The sequence below is a fragment of the Paracidovorax wautersii genome, assembly GCF_031453675.1.
In the GTDB taxonomy this organism is placed as follows: Bacteria; Pseudomonadota; Gammaproteobacteria; order Burkholderiales; family Burkholderiaceae_C; genus Paracidovorax.
Genome location: NZ_JAVIZX010000001.1, coordinates 1,429,969 through 1,444,602, shown reverse-complemented (window position 1 = coordinate 1,444,602; position 14,634 = coordinate 1,429,969). Strand labels below are relative to the sequence as shown.

Here is a 14,634-nt window from a genome sequence, read left to right as displayed (position 1 = left end):
GCGCCACAAGCTACACAATCGATAGCATTCAGCGGACGGCCTGCGGATGCTCCTCCGCCGTCCATGGCGGCACGGCCATCTCCGGCGCGGGGCGGCCGAAGAGATAGCCCTGGAAGCGCCGGCAGCCGTGGCGCAGCAGAAACTCCCGCTGGCCTTCGGTTTCCACACCCTCGGCCACCACGTCCAGCCCCAGGCTCTGCGCCAGCGTGACGATGGTGCAGGCGATGGCGGCGTCGTTGGCATCGGTGAGCACGTCGCGCACGAAGCTCTGGTCGATCTTGAGCTGGTCCAGCGGCAGCCGCTTGAGGTAGCTGAGCGACGAGTAGCCCGTGCCGAAGTCGTCCAGCGAGAAGCCCACGCCCAGCTTGCGCAGCACCTGCATCTTGGAGATGCTGTCCTCCACGTTCTGCAGCAGCAGGCTCTCGGTCAGTTCGAGCTTGAGGCGCCGCGGGTCGATGCCGGACTCGTCCAGCGCGTCCAGCACCTGCCGCACGAAGTCGGCGTGCTTGAACTCGTGCGCGCTCACGTTCACCGACAGCGACCACTCCCGCGTCTGCGGATGCTGCGCCCAGGCCGCGAGCTGGTGGCAGGCAGCGCGCAGCATCATGCGGCCCAGCGGCATGATCAGGCCGGTCTGCTCGGCCACGGCGATGAACTCGCCCGGCGGCACCATGCCGCGTTCGGGATGCCGCCAGCGCACCAGCGCCTCCGCGCCCAGAATGCGGCCGTCGGCGTCCACCACCGGCTGGTAGTAGGGCAGCAGCTCGGCGCGCTGCAGCCCCAGGCGCAGGTCGGCCTCCATCACCGAGCGTGCCGTGGCCGCCGCCTGCATGGCGGGATCGAAGAAGCACAGCGTGTTGCGCCCCTCGGCCTTGGCCTGGTACATGGCCAGGTCGGCGCGCTGCAGCAGCTCCAGCGCCGTGGATTCGCGCCCCTTGAACAGCGTGATGCCGATGCTGGGCGTGCTGTGCACCTCGCGCCCGCTCAGGGCGTAGGGCCGGTTCAGCGCCAGCAGCAGCTTCTGCGCGACGCCTTCGGCCTCGATCGCGGCGTCCACCTCCTGCGCGCCCAGGGCCTGCAGCACCACCACGAACTCGTCGCCCCCCAGGCGTGCCACGGTGTCCGTGGCCCGCAGCGTGGCCGCCAGCCGCGCGCCCACCTGCGCCAGTAGGCGGTCGCCCCAGGCGTGGCCCAGGGTGTCGTTGATGCTCTTGAAGTTGTCCAGGTCCAGGAACAGCAGCGCGGCATACGATGGAGTGCGCAGGCTGGTCACGGCGGCACGCTCGACCCGGTCCATCAGCAGGCGGCGGTTGGGCAGGCCGGTCAGCTCGTCGAAGAACGCGAGCCGCTCGATCTCGGCCTCGGCACGCTTGCGCTCGGTGATGTTGCGCGCCACGCCACGGTAGCCGGTGAAGCGGCCCGTCGCATCGAAGATCGGCTCGCCGCTGATCGACAGCCAGATCAGCGAGCCATCTGCCGAGCGGCGCTGCATCTCGAAGTCGTGGAAGGTCTCGCGCGCCTCCAGCTGCGCCTGGTGCGCCTGCCACTGGGCGGGCGTCACGCCGCTGTGCTCCAGGTCCCAGCGCAGGGCGCCGTGGAACTCGGTCTCGGAGATGCCCAGGTCGCGGTGGTAGGCGCCCTCCAGCCGCACGAAGCGCAGGTCCGCGTCCTGCTCCCAGTACCAATCGGAGGACAGCTGCGTCAGGCTGCGCCAGCGCGCCTCGCTGGCGCGCACCGCCTCCTGCGCGGCGACATAGTCGGTCACGTCGGTGAAGGTGCGCACGCGTCCGCCGCCGACCACCGGCCGGGTGCGCACCTCCAGGTAGCGTCCGCCCGGCGAGCGGCGCACGTAGAACTCCGGCGCCTCGTGCGCCTCCTGCGGGGTCCCGTCGCCCAGCACGGCGTGCGCATGGCGGCGGCCCTGGGCATCCATCAGCTCCAGATCGTGGCCGAGGTCGCCGCGCTCCATCTGGAAATGCAGCACCTGCAGCGGCGTCGGGGCCTGGGCCATGAAGGCCTCGGGCATGTCCAGCAGCTCGAGGTAGCGGCGGTTGTAGACGCGGATGCGGCCTTCGGCGTCCACCTTGGTGATGCCCTGGGCCACGGCGTCCAGGGTCTCCTTCAACGCACGGCTCTTGTCCGACAGCAGCGCCGCCGTGCGGTTGAGCGCCTCCTGCGCCATGCGCCGTTCCTCTTCGGCCCGGCGCGCCATCTCCATCTGGCCCAGCGTGCTCAACAGGGGCTGCAGCGTTTGCAGATCGGCCCGCACGTAGCCCGCGGGTGCGTTGGCCAGGCCCACCACCGCCACCGGCGCGCCCGCCGCCTGCACGGTCTGGGCGAAGAAAGTCCGCACGGCCGGCCCGTCCGCCGGCCAGCCCACCTCCAGCGGGACATCGCTGCCGCACGCGGCATGCAGCGACGGCTCCCCGGCGGCGTCCAATGCGTGCGCCAGCAGGCTGCCGGCGCGGTCCAGCGGCCAAGGCGCGGCGGCCGCGGCGTGGCGCCAGGCCTGCGGCGCGGCGGTGTCCGCCGCAGCCGGCTCCGGGGACACGGCCACGGCGTGCGGCTGCAGTACCAGCCCGGCGCCCGGCCCGGGCACCAGGGTGCCGACGAAGCCGACGGGGCTGTGCGTCAGCGCCATCATTTCCTGCAGCCAGCCTTCGAACGCCGCGCGCGTGGCGCCGGCGGTGATGAACAGGGACTGCGTGCGCGAGATCGCCTCCAGCAGCCGGTGCTGGCGGGCCAGCATCGCCTCGGCGGCGCGGCGGGCCTGGCCGGCACGGGCGTGCTCGATCACCGCTTCGATCTGGGCCGGCAGGGTGAGCAGATAGGCCTGGGCGGCGTCGCGCACCACGAAGTCGCTGAAGCCGTGGCGCATGGCCACGGCCGCCTGGGCCTCCTGGCCTTCGGGCACAGCGATCAGCACGGGCAGGCCGTGTGCCGCCTCCAGCACGTCGAAGGCCGTGCCGTCCAGCAGACGGTCGGCAGCGATGACCACGTCGAACGGCTCGACGGCCAGGCAGCGCCCCGCGTGTGCCACGCTGTCGGCCACCGCCACGGTCCAGTTCCGCCATGCGTCTGCCAATGCCTGAACGGCCGCGTGCGCGTGCACAGCGTCGTGGTCAACAAGCAAAACAGCAACGGGCATGACGCCATGCTTTCGTGGGAACCCCCTGCGGGCCGCAGGGGCTGGGCGTGTCGGGGTCGACCAGCCATTATGGGGGGCAGAACCAGCCTGTTTACACTTGGGCGCAACCCTGTCACTTCGCGACCACAGGGCGGAACGCTCGGCGGGCCGCGCTGTCCGGTTCCTCCGCTTTTTTTGATTCCCGACCGATTTCCATGCAGCCCCTCAGCGTCAACGACTACCTGCGCCAGCACATCCGCACCGTTCCCGACTGGCCGGCGCCCGGGGTGCAGTTCCGCGACATCACGCCGCTGCTGCAGGACCCGAAGGTGTTCCGCGTGCTGATCGACGCCTTCGTGCACCGCTACATGGACCGCGCGCTGCGCCCCGACGTGGTGGCCGGGCTGGATGCGCGCGGCTTCATCCTGGGTGCCGTGGTGGCCTACGAGCTGAACGTGGGCTTCGTGCCCATCCGCAAGAAGGGCAAGCTGCCCTTCACCACGGTGGAGGAAACCTATGAGCTGGAGTACGGCAGCGCCACCGTGGAACTGCACGCCGACGCGGTGAAGGCCGGTGACCGCGTGCTGCTGATCGACGACCTGATCGCCACCGGAGGCACCATGATGGCCGGCAAGAAGCTGCTGGAGCGCCTGGGCGCCACCGTGACCGAGGGCGCGGCCATCGTCGACCTGCCGGAACTGGGCGGCTCGCGCCGCATCCGGGACACGGGCCTGTCGGTCCACACGTTGGTGGACTTCGCCGGCCACTGAGCGGACCGGGGCGACGGGCCCTCCAAAAAGACGGCGCCTTCGGCGCCGTCTTTCTTCACAGATCGCCGTACTGCGTATTGCTCAGTTCCTGGGAGCGACCGCCCTGGCTGCCGTGCTGGTCGGGCATCTCGGTGTCCTCGAAACCCGTCAGCGCGGCGGCGGAGCCCAGGATGGGGCCCGAGCGCACGGCCACGCCAGGCGCTGCGGAAGGGGTCGGCGGCTTGGCGGCGGCAGCGGCGCTCAGGGCGCGCTTGAAGGCCGCGACCTCGTCGGCCTCGATAGGCTCGTAGCGCGGTGCAGGGCGCGCCGTGGCGGCGGCAGGCGTTGCGGCCAGCGGAGCGGGGGACGAAGCGGGCGGCACCAGAGGCGCAGCAGGGGCCGGGCGCACCAGCGGCGGGGCCGCCGGCGCGGCGCGGGGCGGCGCCACCGCTGCAGGCGGCTGGGCGGGCACATGGGCCGGTGCCGGCACGCCACCGCGCTGAGGAATGCCCACGGCGACGTGGTCGTTGATGCGCCAGTACACCGCCGTCACCAGGATGTCGAAGCGGGCCTTGGCCGTCTGGGCGATGAGGGCTTCGATCTCGCTGAGCCGCGAGGTCTCGCCGCCGTAATCGCGTGCGATGTCCATCATCACCAGGAACTGGCGGCCGCGCTGGTCCAGCGAGAGCACCTTGAACTTGTAGCCGGCAGACAGCACGCCGGCACGGACCATGGCGTCGCGCACCACGGTGTAGAGCAGTTCGCGGCGCTCCATGCGTTCGTTGCGCCGGTTGGCGGCCGGGTCGGCGGGCGAGGGCTCGGCGCGGGGCTGTCCGGCCCGGCCCGGCACCAGGGGCACGGTCGCGTCGGCGTTGAGCAGCGGGGACGTGGGCTCGACCGGCGGACGCGGCCGCGCGGGCGGGTTTTTGCGGGAGAACCAGCTGAACAGGGACATGCCAAGCCTTCTTGGAATAGCGCGGGAACAATCAGTAACAGTGTACCTGCGACCGTCCTCTTTGCAGCTGCGGGCGGGCGGGATACGACTACCGTTCAGGTCGCCGCAATACGGCGGCGGCGGTTGCCCAGGCGCTTGGCGAGAACGGCACCAGCGGCCATGGCCAGCTGCAGCGCGATGGCAGGCTGGCGGTTGGACAGCTCGGTGAACCGCAGCGCCGTCAGGCTCCACAACCGGCTGGCCGAGGCGGTCTGTACGGTGGCGCTGCGCGGGCGGTGCGAGAAGAAGGCACCTTCCCCCACGATGGAGCCGGCGCCGACGATGGCCAGGCGCAGGCGTTCCTTCTCGTCCTCGTAGTGCACGCTCAGGCTGCCGCTTTCGACCAAGTAGAGCGTACGGTCGTTCTCGCCCTGGGCAAACAGCACCTGCCCGGCCGGCATGGACAGGGGCAGCAGATAGGGCCCCAGCAGCTCCCATTGCTCCCGCGACAGCAGGTTGCTGACGCTGTCTTCCGCCACGGCCTGGGCGATGGCCTGGACCAGGCCCTGCAGCTGGGGCGCCGAGGAGGAGGAGGAAGAAGGGGCAGCGGGAGAGAGGATCGCGTTCATCGGCGGCGAACGTACCGCGCACGCCCTGCCGAGGCAAGCGCCCCTTACCTCCTCTTACACAAAGGCCGGCGCGCGGCGCCTCACTTGCCGATGCAGAAGCTGGAGAAGATCACCCCCAGCAGGTCGTCCGAGGTGAATTCCCCGGTGATGGCGTTCAGCGCCTGCTGGGCCAGGCGCAGCTCCTCGGCCAGCAGGTCCAGCGCCGGCCCGGCGGCGTGCAGCTGGGCCGCCGCCTCCATCAAATGGGCGTCCACCGACTGCAGGGCGGCGATGTGCCGCGCACGGGCGATGTACAGCCCTTCGGACGCGGCCGATTGCCAGCCGGCAATCTCCAGCAGCAGGCGGCGCAGGTCGTCCAGGCCCGCGCCGGTGCGGGCGGACAGCCGCACGGCCGTGCGCCCCTCCGTGGCGGGGCCGGGTGCCTCGGCGGCGGCCGAGTCGGTCTTGTTCCACACCTCGATGACCGGGATGCCGGCCGGCAGGCGCTCCCCCAGCAGGGCGTCGATGGCGGTGTCGGCCGCGGCGTAGCCGGGCTCGGCGGTGCGCGTCAGGTCGTGCAGGAACAGCACGGCATCGGCGGCGGCGATCTCGTCCCAGGCGCGGGCGATGCCGATCTTCTCGACCTCGTCGTCGCTCTCGCGCAGGCCGGCGGTGTCGATCACGTGCAGCGGCACGCCTTCGATCTGGATGGTCTGCTGCACCTTGTCGCGCGTGGTGCCGGCGATCGGTGTGACGATGGCCAGCTCGGCCCCCGCCAGCGCGTTCAGCAGCGAGCTCTTGCCGGCGTTGGGCTGCCCTGCGATCACCACCTTGATGCCCTCGCGCAGCAGCGCGCCCTGGCTGGCCTTGCGCATCACGTCGGCCAGCGATTGCTGCAGATTCGATAGCTGCCCGTGCGCATCGGCCTTGCGCAGGAAGTCGATTTCCTCCTCCGGGAAGTCCAGCGTGGCCTCGACCAGCATGCGCAGGTGCACCAGCGCGTCGCGCAGGCGGTGGATCTCCTGCGAGAAGGCGCCGGCCAGCGAGCGGCTGGCGCTGCGGGCCGCCGCCTCGGTGCTGGCGCCGATCAGGTCGGCGATGGCCTCGGCCTGGGCCAGGTCGATCTTGTCGTTGAGGAAGGCGCGCTCGGTGAACTCGCCGGGCTCGGCCAGGCGCAGGCCGGGCAGGCAGGGCGAGGAAGGGACTGGGGCTCCCGGCGCCGGCGCCGCGGCGGCCTCCAGGCAGCGGGCCACCAGCAGCTGCAGCACGACGGGGCCGCCGTGGGCCTGCAGCTCCAGCACGTCCTCGCCGGTGTAGCTGTGCGGCGCGGGGAAGTACAGCGCCAGGCCCTGGTCGATGGCCTGGCCGGCGGCGTCGCGGAAGGGCAGGTAGGTGGCCTCGCGGGGCTTCAGCGCCCGGCCGCAGAGCGTCTCGACCAGCGGGCCGATGCGCTTGCCCGACACCCGCACGATGCCCACGGCCCCGCGCCCGGGAGCGGTGGCGACGGCGACGATGGGATCGGAATGGCGGGGCAGCATGGCAGCACGGCGGGCCACGGGGGCCGGGAGCGGAAGGGGACGGGCATGATAGCCCGCGCCCCGCCCGCCGCACGGCACAAGGCCCGCACGGGGCGGGCCCTGGATGGGGCAGCTTCGCTATTGAAACAATAGCTGGCTGCGCTGGTGTTGACTGGATTTGAGAATCAAACGACCTCAGAACCCAGCCATCACCAGCGCCAAGCGCTATTCAATGCATAGCACTGACGAACTGCCTGCAGCGGCCGATCAGTTGATCGTGGTCCAGGTCGGCATCGGGCGGTCGTCCGCGCGGTGCTGCGTCTCCACGCCCTTGCGCATCGCCCAGGGGCGGATCTGGTGGTGCAGGGGGATGTAGTAGTACTCGTCCTTGACCAGCTTGAGCGCGTCGGCGATCAGCGCGTCGCGCTTGGCGGCGTCCATCTCCACCTTGATCTGGCCGATCATGCCGTCGAGCTTGGCATCGCTGAAGCGGCCGCCGTTGTACACGCCGGCGGCGCTCTTGCCGTCCTTGGTGGACATCAGCGAATCGAGCGAGTACAGCGCGTCGAACGTGGCCACGCCCCAGCCGAACAGGTAGGCGTTGACGTCGTTGTTCATCACGCGGCTGACGAACTGCGACATGGGCGCGGCCTGCAGCGTGGTCTTGATGCCGATGCGCGTCCACATGGCCGTCACGGCCTGGCAGATGGCTTCGTCGTTCACGTAGCGGTCATTCGGGCAGTCGAGCTTGAGCGAGAACCCGTTGGGGTAGCCGGCATCGGCCAGCAGCTTCTTGGCGCCTTCCACGTCGTACTTGGCGGCGCGCTCGTCGAGCGCCTTGCTCCAGCCGTGGACCATGGGCGCGATCATGGTGCCCGCGGGCACCGACAGGTTGCGCATGGTGCGGCTGTGGATGCCGGCGGAGTCGATGGCCTGGTACATGGCCTGGCGCACGCGCTTGTCCTTGAGCGGGTTCTTGCCCGGCGTGCCGGCGCCCGGCAGTTCGTCGCGGAACTGGTCCAGGCCCAGGTAGATGGTGCGGTTCTCGGCGCCTTCGATCAGCTTGATGTCGGGGCTGGCCTTCATGCGGGCCAAGTCCTGCGGCGGTGGGTCGACCACGAAGTCGACCTGGCCGGAGATGAGGGCGGCCGAGCGCGTGGCGGCCGACTTGATGGGCGTGAAGACCACCTCGTCGATGTTGCCCTTGGGCTTGTCCCACCAGCTGGCGTTCTTCTTGAGCGTGACCTTCACGTCGGGCTGCCAGCCCACCAGACTGAACGGGCCCGTGCCGTTGGCGTTGCGCGAGGCGAAATTCTCTTCCTTGCCTGCGTAGTCCTGCGCCTTGGTCGAGTTGTTCTTCTCGGCCCAGGCCTTGTTCATGATGCGCGCCTCGGTCAGCTCGCGCAGCAGCACGGGGCTCGGGCCCTTGAGGATCAGGTCCACGGTGAAGTCGTCGACCTTCTTCACTTCCTTGATGCTCTGCACGGCGGACTGCATGTTCGACGGCGGCGTCATGGCGCGGGTGAGCGAGAACACCACGTCATCGGCCGTGAAGGGCGCACCGTCGTGGAATTTGACGCCCTTGCGCAGCTCGAAGCGCACCTGCGTCGGGGAGACCTGCGTCCACTTCGTGCCCAGGGCCGGCTGGATCTGGTACTTCTCGTCGTAGCGCACCAGGCTTTCGTACACCTGCTGCAGGAAAGCGTGCGTGGTCTGGTGGTTCTGCGCGTGGGGGTCCACGGTCAGGATGTCATTCGCCCCGGCCCAGCGCATGGTGGCGGCGCTGGCGGAACCTGCTGCCATGAAGGCCGCCATGGCCACGGCACCGAGAGTGAAAGTCAAACGCTGGTTCATCAAGCAAGCCTCCGAAAACAGTTTCAGTAAGGAAGCCGCAAGACTAGCAATGAACGTACCCAAAAGACAGCGGCCACCCGAAGGTGGCCGCTAGGGATTACACGGAGGACGCCGCGAATGCGGCGCCCGTCACGTTGGGGGCGCGAGGCTCAGCGGAACTTTGGCAGGTTGAACTGCGGCGGCACGCCCATGCGGGTGTTGATGATCCACTGCTGGGCGATCGACAGGATGTTGTTCGTCAGCCAGTACAGCACCAGGCCGGCCGGGAAGAAGAAGAACATCACGCTGAAGATCAGCGGCATGAACCACATCATCTTGGCCTGCATCGGGTCCGGCGGCGCGGGGTTGAGCGCGGTCTGCAGCAGCGAGCTGGCCGTCATCAGCAAGGGCAGGATGAAGTACGGGTCGGGCGAGGACAGGTCGGTGATCCAGCCGATCCAGGGCGCGTTGCGCATTTCCACGCTGGACAGCAGCACCCAGTACAGCGCGATGAACACGGGGATCTGGATCATGATGGGGAAGCAGCCGCCCATCGGGTTGACCTTCTCCTCGCGGTAGATGCGCATCATCTCCTGCTGCATCTGCTGCGGCTTGTCCTTCAGGCGCTCGCGCATCTCCATGATCTTGGGGTTGATGGCCTTCATCTTGGCCATCGATGCGTAGGCCTTGGCGTTGAGCCAGTAGAAGGCGATCTTCAGCAGCAGCACCAGCGCCACGATGGACCAACCCCAGTTGTTGAGCAGCTTGTGCAGCTGGTCCAGCAGCCAGTACAGCGGCTTGGACAGGATGGTGAGCCAGCCGTAGTCCTTGACCAGTTCCAGGCCCGGGGTGAGCTTCTCCATCATGGTTTCGATCTGCGGGCCGGCGAACAGGCGCGCGTCGATGGCCTTGGCCTGGCCGGGAGCGATCTCGCCCAGCGGCGTGATCATGCCGACGGCATACAGGTTGGTGTCCACCTTGCGCACGAACAGATCGCGCTGCAGGCCATCGCCCAGCAGCCAGGCCGTGGCGAAGTAGTGCTGCACCATGGCCACGTAGCCGTTGGTGGAGGACTTGTCGATCTCGGCCTTGCCGTTCTCGATGTCCTTGAACTCGACCTTGTGGTACTTCTTGGCTTCGGTGTAGACGGCCGGGCCGGTGAAGGTGGAGTAGAACGACGACTCGCCCGGCGGCTTGTTGCCGTCGCGCACCAGCTGCAGGTACAGCTGCGGCGACACGGGCGCCGTACCGGTGTTGACCACTTCGTGCTTCACGGCGATGTCGTAGCCGCCACGCTTGACGGTCCAGGTCTTGACCAGCTTCACGCCGCCCAGGTCGGGCGACTCGAAGCGGATGCTCAGCTCGTTCTCGCCCTCGCGCAGCTCACGCGCGCCGGGCACCACGGCCATCGCCGTCTTGTGCGTGGGCAGCCCGGCCGGGCCGATCAGGCCCGTCTGCGCGACGTACACGCGCTGGCTGCTCTCGTCGAGCAGGGTGAACGGCTTGTTCTTGTCGGCCATCTCCGGGTACTTGAGCAGTTCGCCGTGCGTGAGCGTGCCGCCCTCGCTGTCGAACGTGAGGCGCAGCACATCGGTCGTGACCGTCACGCGCTCGCGGGGCGTGGCCACCGCAGGCTGGGACGCACCGCCCGGCACCTGCTGCGCGCCTGCCACGGCCGGCGCTGGCGTGGCCGTGGGCACGGCCGCGGAGCTGCTGCTGGCCGCCGAGGCCGGCGCGGCAGGGGCCGTCGCCGTCTGCGCGGCGGGCGCAGGGAAGAAGGTGGCCTTGTGTCCGTTATGGACCTGCCACTTGTCCCACAGCAGAACCATGGAAAAGCCAAAGATCACCCACAGGATGGTGCGGCGAATGTCGTTCATGAAGTCTTCTTTGGTGAGGAAGAGGGGGAAGTGGAGGGCGCCAACCGGGAGAACAGCCGCAGCGCGCGGGGCAGCTCCTCCGGCACGGGATCATGCCCGCCGTCGCACCAGGGATGGCATCGCGCCAGCCGGCGCAGGGTGAGGTAGCTGCCGCCGGCGGCACCGTGGCGCTCCAGCGCCTGCAGCGAATACGCCGAGCACGTGGGTTCGAACCGGCAGGCCGACCCGAGCCATGGGCTGAGCAGCAGGCGGTAGCCGCGCACGATGCCCATCAACAGCGCCTGCATCATGGCAGGGCCTCCGCTGCGGGACGCGGCACGGGCGCCGGGGCGCGCTCCTTGCGCACCGCGTGGGCGAACAGCTGCTGCAGCTCGGTGCGCACCGCCAGCCGCAGCGCATCGGATGTCGCGCTCACGAACTGCTTGCGGTCGAAACCGGAGCGCAGGCGCACCACATGCGCGGCCAGCGGCAGCTGCAGCTCGTAAGCCGCGGCCACTGCATAGATCTGCCGCTTGATGGTGTTGCGCGTCACGGCGCGACGGGCCCAGCGTTTGGGCACCATGGCACCCAGCCACAGCGCAGCGCCCGGCTGGCCAGGAACGCCAAACAGGGCCTGCGGCCCTTGCACGGATGGCAAGGGGCCGGGCCCTGTGGAAGGCGGTGCCGGGAGAGCGCCAGCGGCGTCCAGTCCCAATCGGTGCAGCGCGAAATGCGCCGTACGGGAGACCGTGCCTCCGGCCATGGCGGCCTGGAACTGGGGGCGGGTTTTCAGCCGTTGCATGGCAGCTGCGTTCCCGTCTGGGAGACCTGACGGCGCAAACCGGAGCGGGCCGAAAGCCGAACGGCCTGGGCCTTAGACGGCCAGACGCTTGCGGCCCTTGGCGCGGCGAGCGTTGATCACGGCGCGGCCGCCGCGCGTCTTCATGCGCACGAGGAAACCATGGGTGCGGGCACGGCGCGTCTTGGAAGGCTGGTAGGTACGTTTCATTTGGTCTATTCCTTGAGGGTTCGGTTACAGGCGCGGCTTCGATCGGCCATCGCCCGCCTGGAAACTGCCTCACGAAGCAGCCGCCCGGACTGGATCACCCTGAACGCATCCAGGGAAACCCGCGATTATTGCAGGACTGCCCGGCGGTGGCAATGCCCTTTACTTCAGGCAGCCTTGGCGAAGGCCTTTGCCGGGCGCCGCAAAGGCCCGCCAGAGGGCGCGGGCACCCGGCCCGTCCGGTTGTGGATAACTCCTTGACAAGCTACAATCCGCCGCCTCGTACCGTTCCTCTATCCACAACAAGAAAACACCCGCAATGACCGAGGAACCCTCTCGCAGCCCCCGCCACGATGCCGAAGACGATGCCGGCCAGGGGCTGTGGCAAGCCTGCGCGGAACAGCTCGCACAGGACCTCCCCGAACAGCAGTTCAACACCTGGATCAAGCCCCTGACGGCACAGGTCGCACCCGACTTCAGCAAGGTCACGCTGCTGGTGGCCAACCGCTTCAAGCTCGACTGGATCCGTGCCCAGTACGCCGGCCGCATCGCCTCGTTGCTGGAAGGCCTGTACGGCCAGCCCGTGACGCTTGAGTTAGCGCTCGCTCAGCGGGAATCCGTTGTCAGGACGTTCATTCGCCCTGCTGCCGCCGAACCTTCCGCGCCCAGCGAGGCCCTGCCTTCCGCCGCTCCGGACGAGGCCGCGCCCGGTGCCGGTGCCTTCCGTACCCGCCTGAACCCGGCGCTCACCTTCGAGACGCTGGTGGAGGGCACGGCCAACCGCATGGCGCGCTCCGCGGCCATGCACGTGGCCGGCTCGCCCGGCCACCTGTACAACCCGCTGTTCATCTACGGCGGCGTCGGCCTGGGCAAGACCCATCTGATGCACGCGGTGGGCAACCGCCTGCTGCAGGACAAGGCGGACGCCAAAGTTCTCTACATCCATGCGGAGCAGTTCGTGTCGGATGTGGTTAAGGCGTACCAGCGCCGCACCTTCGACGAGTTCAAGGAGCGCTACCACTCGCTCGATCTGCTGCTGATCGACGACGTGCAGTTCTTCGCCAACAAGGACCGCACGCAGGAAGAATTCTTCAACGCGTTCGAGGCCCTGCTGACCAAGAAGAGCCACATCGTGATGACGTCGGACACCTATCCCAAGGGCCTGACCAACATCCACGACCGGCTGGTGTCACGTTTCGATTCCGGCCTGACGGTGGCGCTGGAGCCGCCCGAGCTGGAGATGCGCGTGGCCATCCTGATCAACAAGGCCCGCGCCGAGAGCGCCGAGATGCCGGAAGAGGTGGCCTTCTTCGTCGCCAAGAACGTGCGCTCCAACGTGCGCGAGCTGGAAGGCGCGTTGCGCAAGATCCTGGCGTATTCGCGCTTCAACCAGAAGGAAGTCTCCATCCAGCTGGCGCGCGAGGCCCTGCGCGATCTGCTGTCGATCCAGAACCGGCAGATCAGCGTGGAGAACATCCAGAAGACCGTCGCCGACTACTACAAGATCAAGGTGGCGGACATGTACAGCAAGAAGCGCCCCGCCAGCATCGCCCGGCCGCGCCAGATCGCCATGTACCTGGCCAAGGAGCTGACGCAGAAGAGTCTTCCCGAAATCGGAGAATTGTTCGGCGGGCGGGACCACACCACCGTGCTGCATGCCGTGCGCAAGATCGCCGGCGAGCGCCAGCAGCTGACCGAGCTGAACCAGCAACTGCACGTGCTGGAACAGACCTTGAAGGGTTGAGCCCAGCGTGGCCCGCGCACCCTTCCGGAAACCGCTCCGTTCGGGGGCAAAATGGCGTGTTGGACGGCATGAGGGGGCATGGCCCATGCCGCCGTCCGAACACGCTTCCTAAAACCACCAAGGGTTGACGACATGATTGTCCTGAAGGCAACACAAGACAAGGTTCTCGCAGTTCTGCAGTCGGTGTCCGGTATCGTCGAACGCCGGCACACGCTGCCCATCCTGGCCAATGTGCTGATCCGCAAGACGGGCAATGCGCTGCAGCTCACGACCAGCGATCTGGAGATCCAGATCCGCACCACAGCCGAGCTGGGCGGCGACACGGGCGACTTCACCACCACGGTGGGCGCGCGCAAGCTGATCGACATCCTGAAGACCATGCCCGGCGACCAGACCGTGAGCCTGGAATCGCAGGCCGCCAAGCTGGTGCTCAAGGGCGGCAAGAGCCGCTTCACGCTGCAGTCGCTGCCCGCTGAAGACTTCCCCCTGGTGCAGGAATCGGCCGCCTTCGGCCCCGCGTTCAGCGTGCCGCAGAAGGTGCTGAAGGACCTGCTGGGCCAGGTGTCGTTCGCCATGGCGGTGCAGGACATCCGCTACTACCTCAACGGCATCCTGTTCGTGGCCGAGGGCAATACGCTGAGCCTGGTGGCCACCGACGGCCACCGCCTGGCCTTCGCCAGCGCCACGCTGGATGTGGAAGTGCCCAAGCAGGAAGTCATCCTGCCGCGCAAGACCGTGCTGGAACTGCAGCGCCTGCTGTCGGACGCGGGCGGCGAGAACCAGCCCCACATCGAGATGCAGTTCGCCAACAACCAGGCGAAGTTCACCTTCGGCGGCATGGAGTTCGTCACCAAGCTGGTCGAGGGCAAGTTCCCCGACTACAACCGCGTGATCCCCAAGAACCACAAGAACAGCGTCACCCTGGGCCGCGCGCCGCTGCTGGCCAGCCTGCAGCGCACCGCCATCATGACCAGCGACAAGTTCAAGGGCGTGCGCCTGAACCTCGAGCCCGGCACCCTGCGCGTGGCGTCCAACAACGCCGAGCAGGAAGAGGCCGTGGACGAGCTGGACATCGACTACGGCGGCGACACCATCGAGATCGGTTTCAACGTCACCTACCTCATCGACGCGCTGGCCAACATGGGCCAGGACATGGTGAAGGTGGAGCTGTCGGACGGCAACAGCTCCGCGCTGCTGACCATTCCCGAGAACGACACCTTCAAGTACGTCGTGATGCCGATGCGCATCTGACGGCGGCTC

General features: G+C 68.5%; 12 protein-coding genes. 3 read left to right on the top strand and 9 right to left on the bottom strand.

Annotation, left to right across the window (positions count from 1 at the left end):
• Positions 1–28: 28 nt before the first annotated feature.
• Positions 29–3,148 carry an EAL domain-containing protein gene (locus tag QE399_RS06665; RefSeq protein WP_309827355.1) on the bottom strand — a complete coding sequence of 1,040 codons (3,120 nt, stop codon included), beginning with the start codon at positions 3,146–3,148 and terminating at the stop codon, positions 29–31.
• A gap of 194 nt (positions 3,149–3,342) precedes the next feature.
• Between QE399_RS06665 and QE399_RS06660 the strand changes: the two genes are divergently transcribed.
• On the top strand, positions 3,343–3,897 hold the full coding sequence (locus tag QE399_RS06660; protein WP_309827353.1) for an adenine phosphoribosyltransferase: 555 nt from the start codon (positions 3,343–3,345) through the stop codon (positions 3,895–3,897).
• A 55-nt stretch (positions 3,898–3,952) separates the two neighbouring features.
• Here the strand turns inward: QE399_RS06660 and QE399_RS06655 are convergent, their stop codons facing one another.
• From QE399_RS06655 to rpmH, 8 genes are all read right to left on the bottom strand, one after another.
• On the bottom strand, positions 3,953–4,831 hold the full coding sequence (locus QE399_RS06655) for a hypothetical protein (protein ID WP_309827352.1): 879 nt from the start codon (positions 4,829–4,831) through the stop codon (positions 3,953–3,955).
• Between the two features lie 95 nt (positions 4,832–4,926).
• Positions 4,927–5,439: a Crp/Fnr family transcriptional regulator gene (locus tag QE399_RS06650; RefSeq protein WP_309827350.1), complete on the bottom strand. Its 513-nt coding sequence runs from the start codon at positions 5,437–5,439 to the stop codon at positions 4,927–4,929.
• 80 nt (positions 5,440–5,519) lie between these two features.
• Positions 5,520–6,956 (bottom strand): tRNA uridine-5-carboxymethylaminomethyl(34) synthesis GTPase MnmE, encoded by a 1,437-nt coding sequence (gene mnmE, locus QE399_RS06645; RefSeq protein ID WP_309831956.1) that lies wholly within the window; start codon positions 6,954–6,956, stop codon positions 5,520–5,522.
• Between the two features lie 246 nt (positions 6,957–7,202).
• Positions 7,203–8,789: an ABC transporter substrate-binding protein gene (locus QE399_RS06640; RefSeq protein ID WP_309827348.1), complete on the bottom strand. Its 1,587-nt coding sequence runs from the start codon at positions 8,787–8,789 to the stop codon at positions 7,203–7,205.
• 149 nt (positions 8,790–8,938) lie between these two features.
• On the bottom strand, positions 8,939–10,645 hold the full coding sequence (gene yidC, locus QE399_RS06635) for a membrane protein insertase YidC (RefSeq protein ID WP_309827346.1): 1,707 nt from the start codon (positions 10,643–10,645) through the stop codon (positions 8,939–8,941).
• Positions 10,642–10,935 carry a membrane protein insertion efficiency factor YidD gene (gene yidD, locus QE399_RS06630; protein ID WP_309827344.1) on the bottom strand — a complete coding sequence of 98 codons (294 nt, stop codon included), beginning with the start codon at positions 10,933–10,935 and terminating at the stop codon, positions 10,642–10,644. Before yidD ends, yidC begins: the two co-directional genes overlap by 4 nt.
• Entirely contained in the window at positions 10,932–11,426 is a 495-nt protein-coding gene (locus tag QE399_RS06625) for a ribonuclease P protein component (protein WP_309827342.1), read from the bottom strand. The genes yidD and QE399_RS06625 overlap by 4 nt, the downstream gene beginning before the upstream one ends.
• Positions 11,427–11,498: 72 nt before the next feature.
• Positions 11,499–11,633 carry a 50S ribosomal protein L34 gene (gene rpmH, locus QE399_RS06620; protein WP_005798102.1) on the bottom strand — a complete coding sequence of 45 codons (135 nt, stop codon included), beginning with the start codon at positions 11,631–11,633 and terminating at the stop codon, positions 11,499–11,501.
• 316 nt (positions 11,634–11,949) lie between these two features.
• Between rpmH and dnaA the strand changes: the two genes are divergently transcribed.
• Complete coding sequence (gene dnaA / locus QE399_RS06615; RefSeq protein ID WP_309827253.1) at positions 11,950–13,374, top strand: chromosomal replication initiator protein DnaA; 1,425 nt, start codon at positions 11,950–11,952, stop codon at positions 13,372–13,374.
• A gap of 132 nt (positions 13,375–13,506) precedes the next feature.
• The gene (dnaN, locus tag QE399_RS06610) at positions 13,507–14,625 is read left to right on the top strand and encodes a DNA polymerase III subunit beta (protein WP_309827251.1); all 1,119 of its coding nucleotides are present in this window, start codon (positions 13,507–13,509) and stop codon (positions 14,623–14,625) included.
• Positions 14,626–14,634: the final 9 nt, after the last annotated feature.

Bases quoted from the DNA above. Each gene is read 5' to 3' on its own strand.
- QE399_RS06655 (WP_309827352.1), bottom strand. From the start codon at position 4,831: ATGTCCCTGTTCAGCTGGTTCTCCCGCAAAAACCCGCCCGCGCGGCCG.
- QE399_RS06665 (WP_309827355.1), bottom strand. From the start codon at position 3,148: ATGCCCGTTGCTGTTTTGCTTGTTGACCACGACGCTGTGCACGCGCAC.
- QE399_RS06625 (WP_309827342.1), bottom strand. From the start codon at position 11,426: ATGCAACGGCTGAAAACCCGCCCCCAGTTCCAGGCCGCCATGGCCGGA.
- QE399_RS06660 (WP_309827353.1), top strand. From the start codon at position 3,343: ATGCAGCCCCTCAGCGTCAACGACTACCTGCGCCAGCACATCCGCACC.
- yidD (WP_309827344.1), bottom strand. From the start codon at position 10,935: ATGATGCAGGCGCTGTTGATGGGCATCGTGCGCGGCTACCGCCTGCTG.
- dnaA (WP_309827253.1), top strand. From the start codon at position 11,950: ATGACCGAGGAACCCTCTCGCAGCCCCCGCCACGATGCCGAAGACGAT.
- QE399_RS06650 (WP_309827350.1), bottom strand. From the start codon at position 5,439: ATGAACGCGATCCTCTCTCCCGCTGCCCCTTCTTCCTCCTCCTCCTCG.
- QE399_RS06640 (WP_309827348.1), bottom strand. From the start codon at position 8,789: ATGAACCAGCGTTTGACTTTCACTCTCGGTGCCGTGGCCATGGCGGCC.
- rpmH (WP_005798102.1), bottom strand. From the start codon at position 11,633: ATGAAACGTACCTACCAGCCTTCCAAGACGCGCCGTGCCCGCACCCAT.
- dnaN (WP_309827251.1), top strand. From the start codon at position 13,507: ATGATTGTCCTGAAGGCAACACAAGACAAGGTTCTCGCAGTTCTGCAG.
- yidC (WP_309827346.1), bottom strand. From the start codon at position 10,645: ATGAACGACATTCGCCGCACCATCCTGTGGGTGATCTTTGGCTTTTCC.
- mnmE (WP_309831956.1), bottom strand. From the start codon at position 6,956: ATGCTGCCCCGCCATTCCGATCCCATCGTCGCCGTCGCCACCGCTCCC.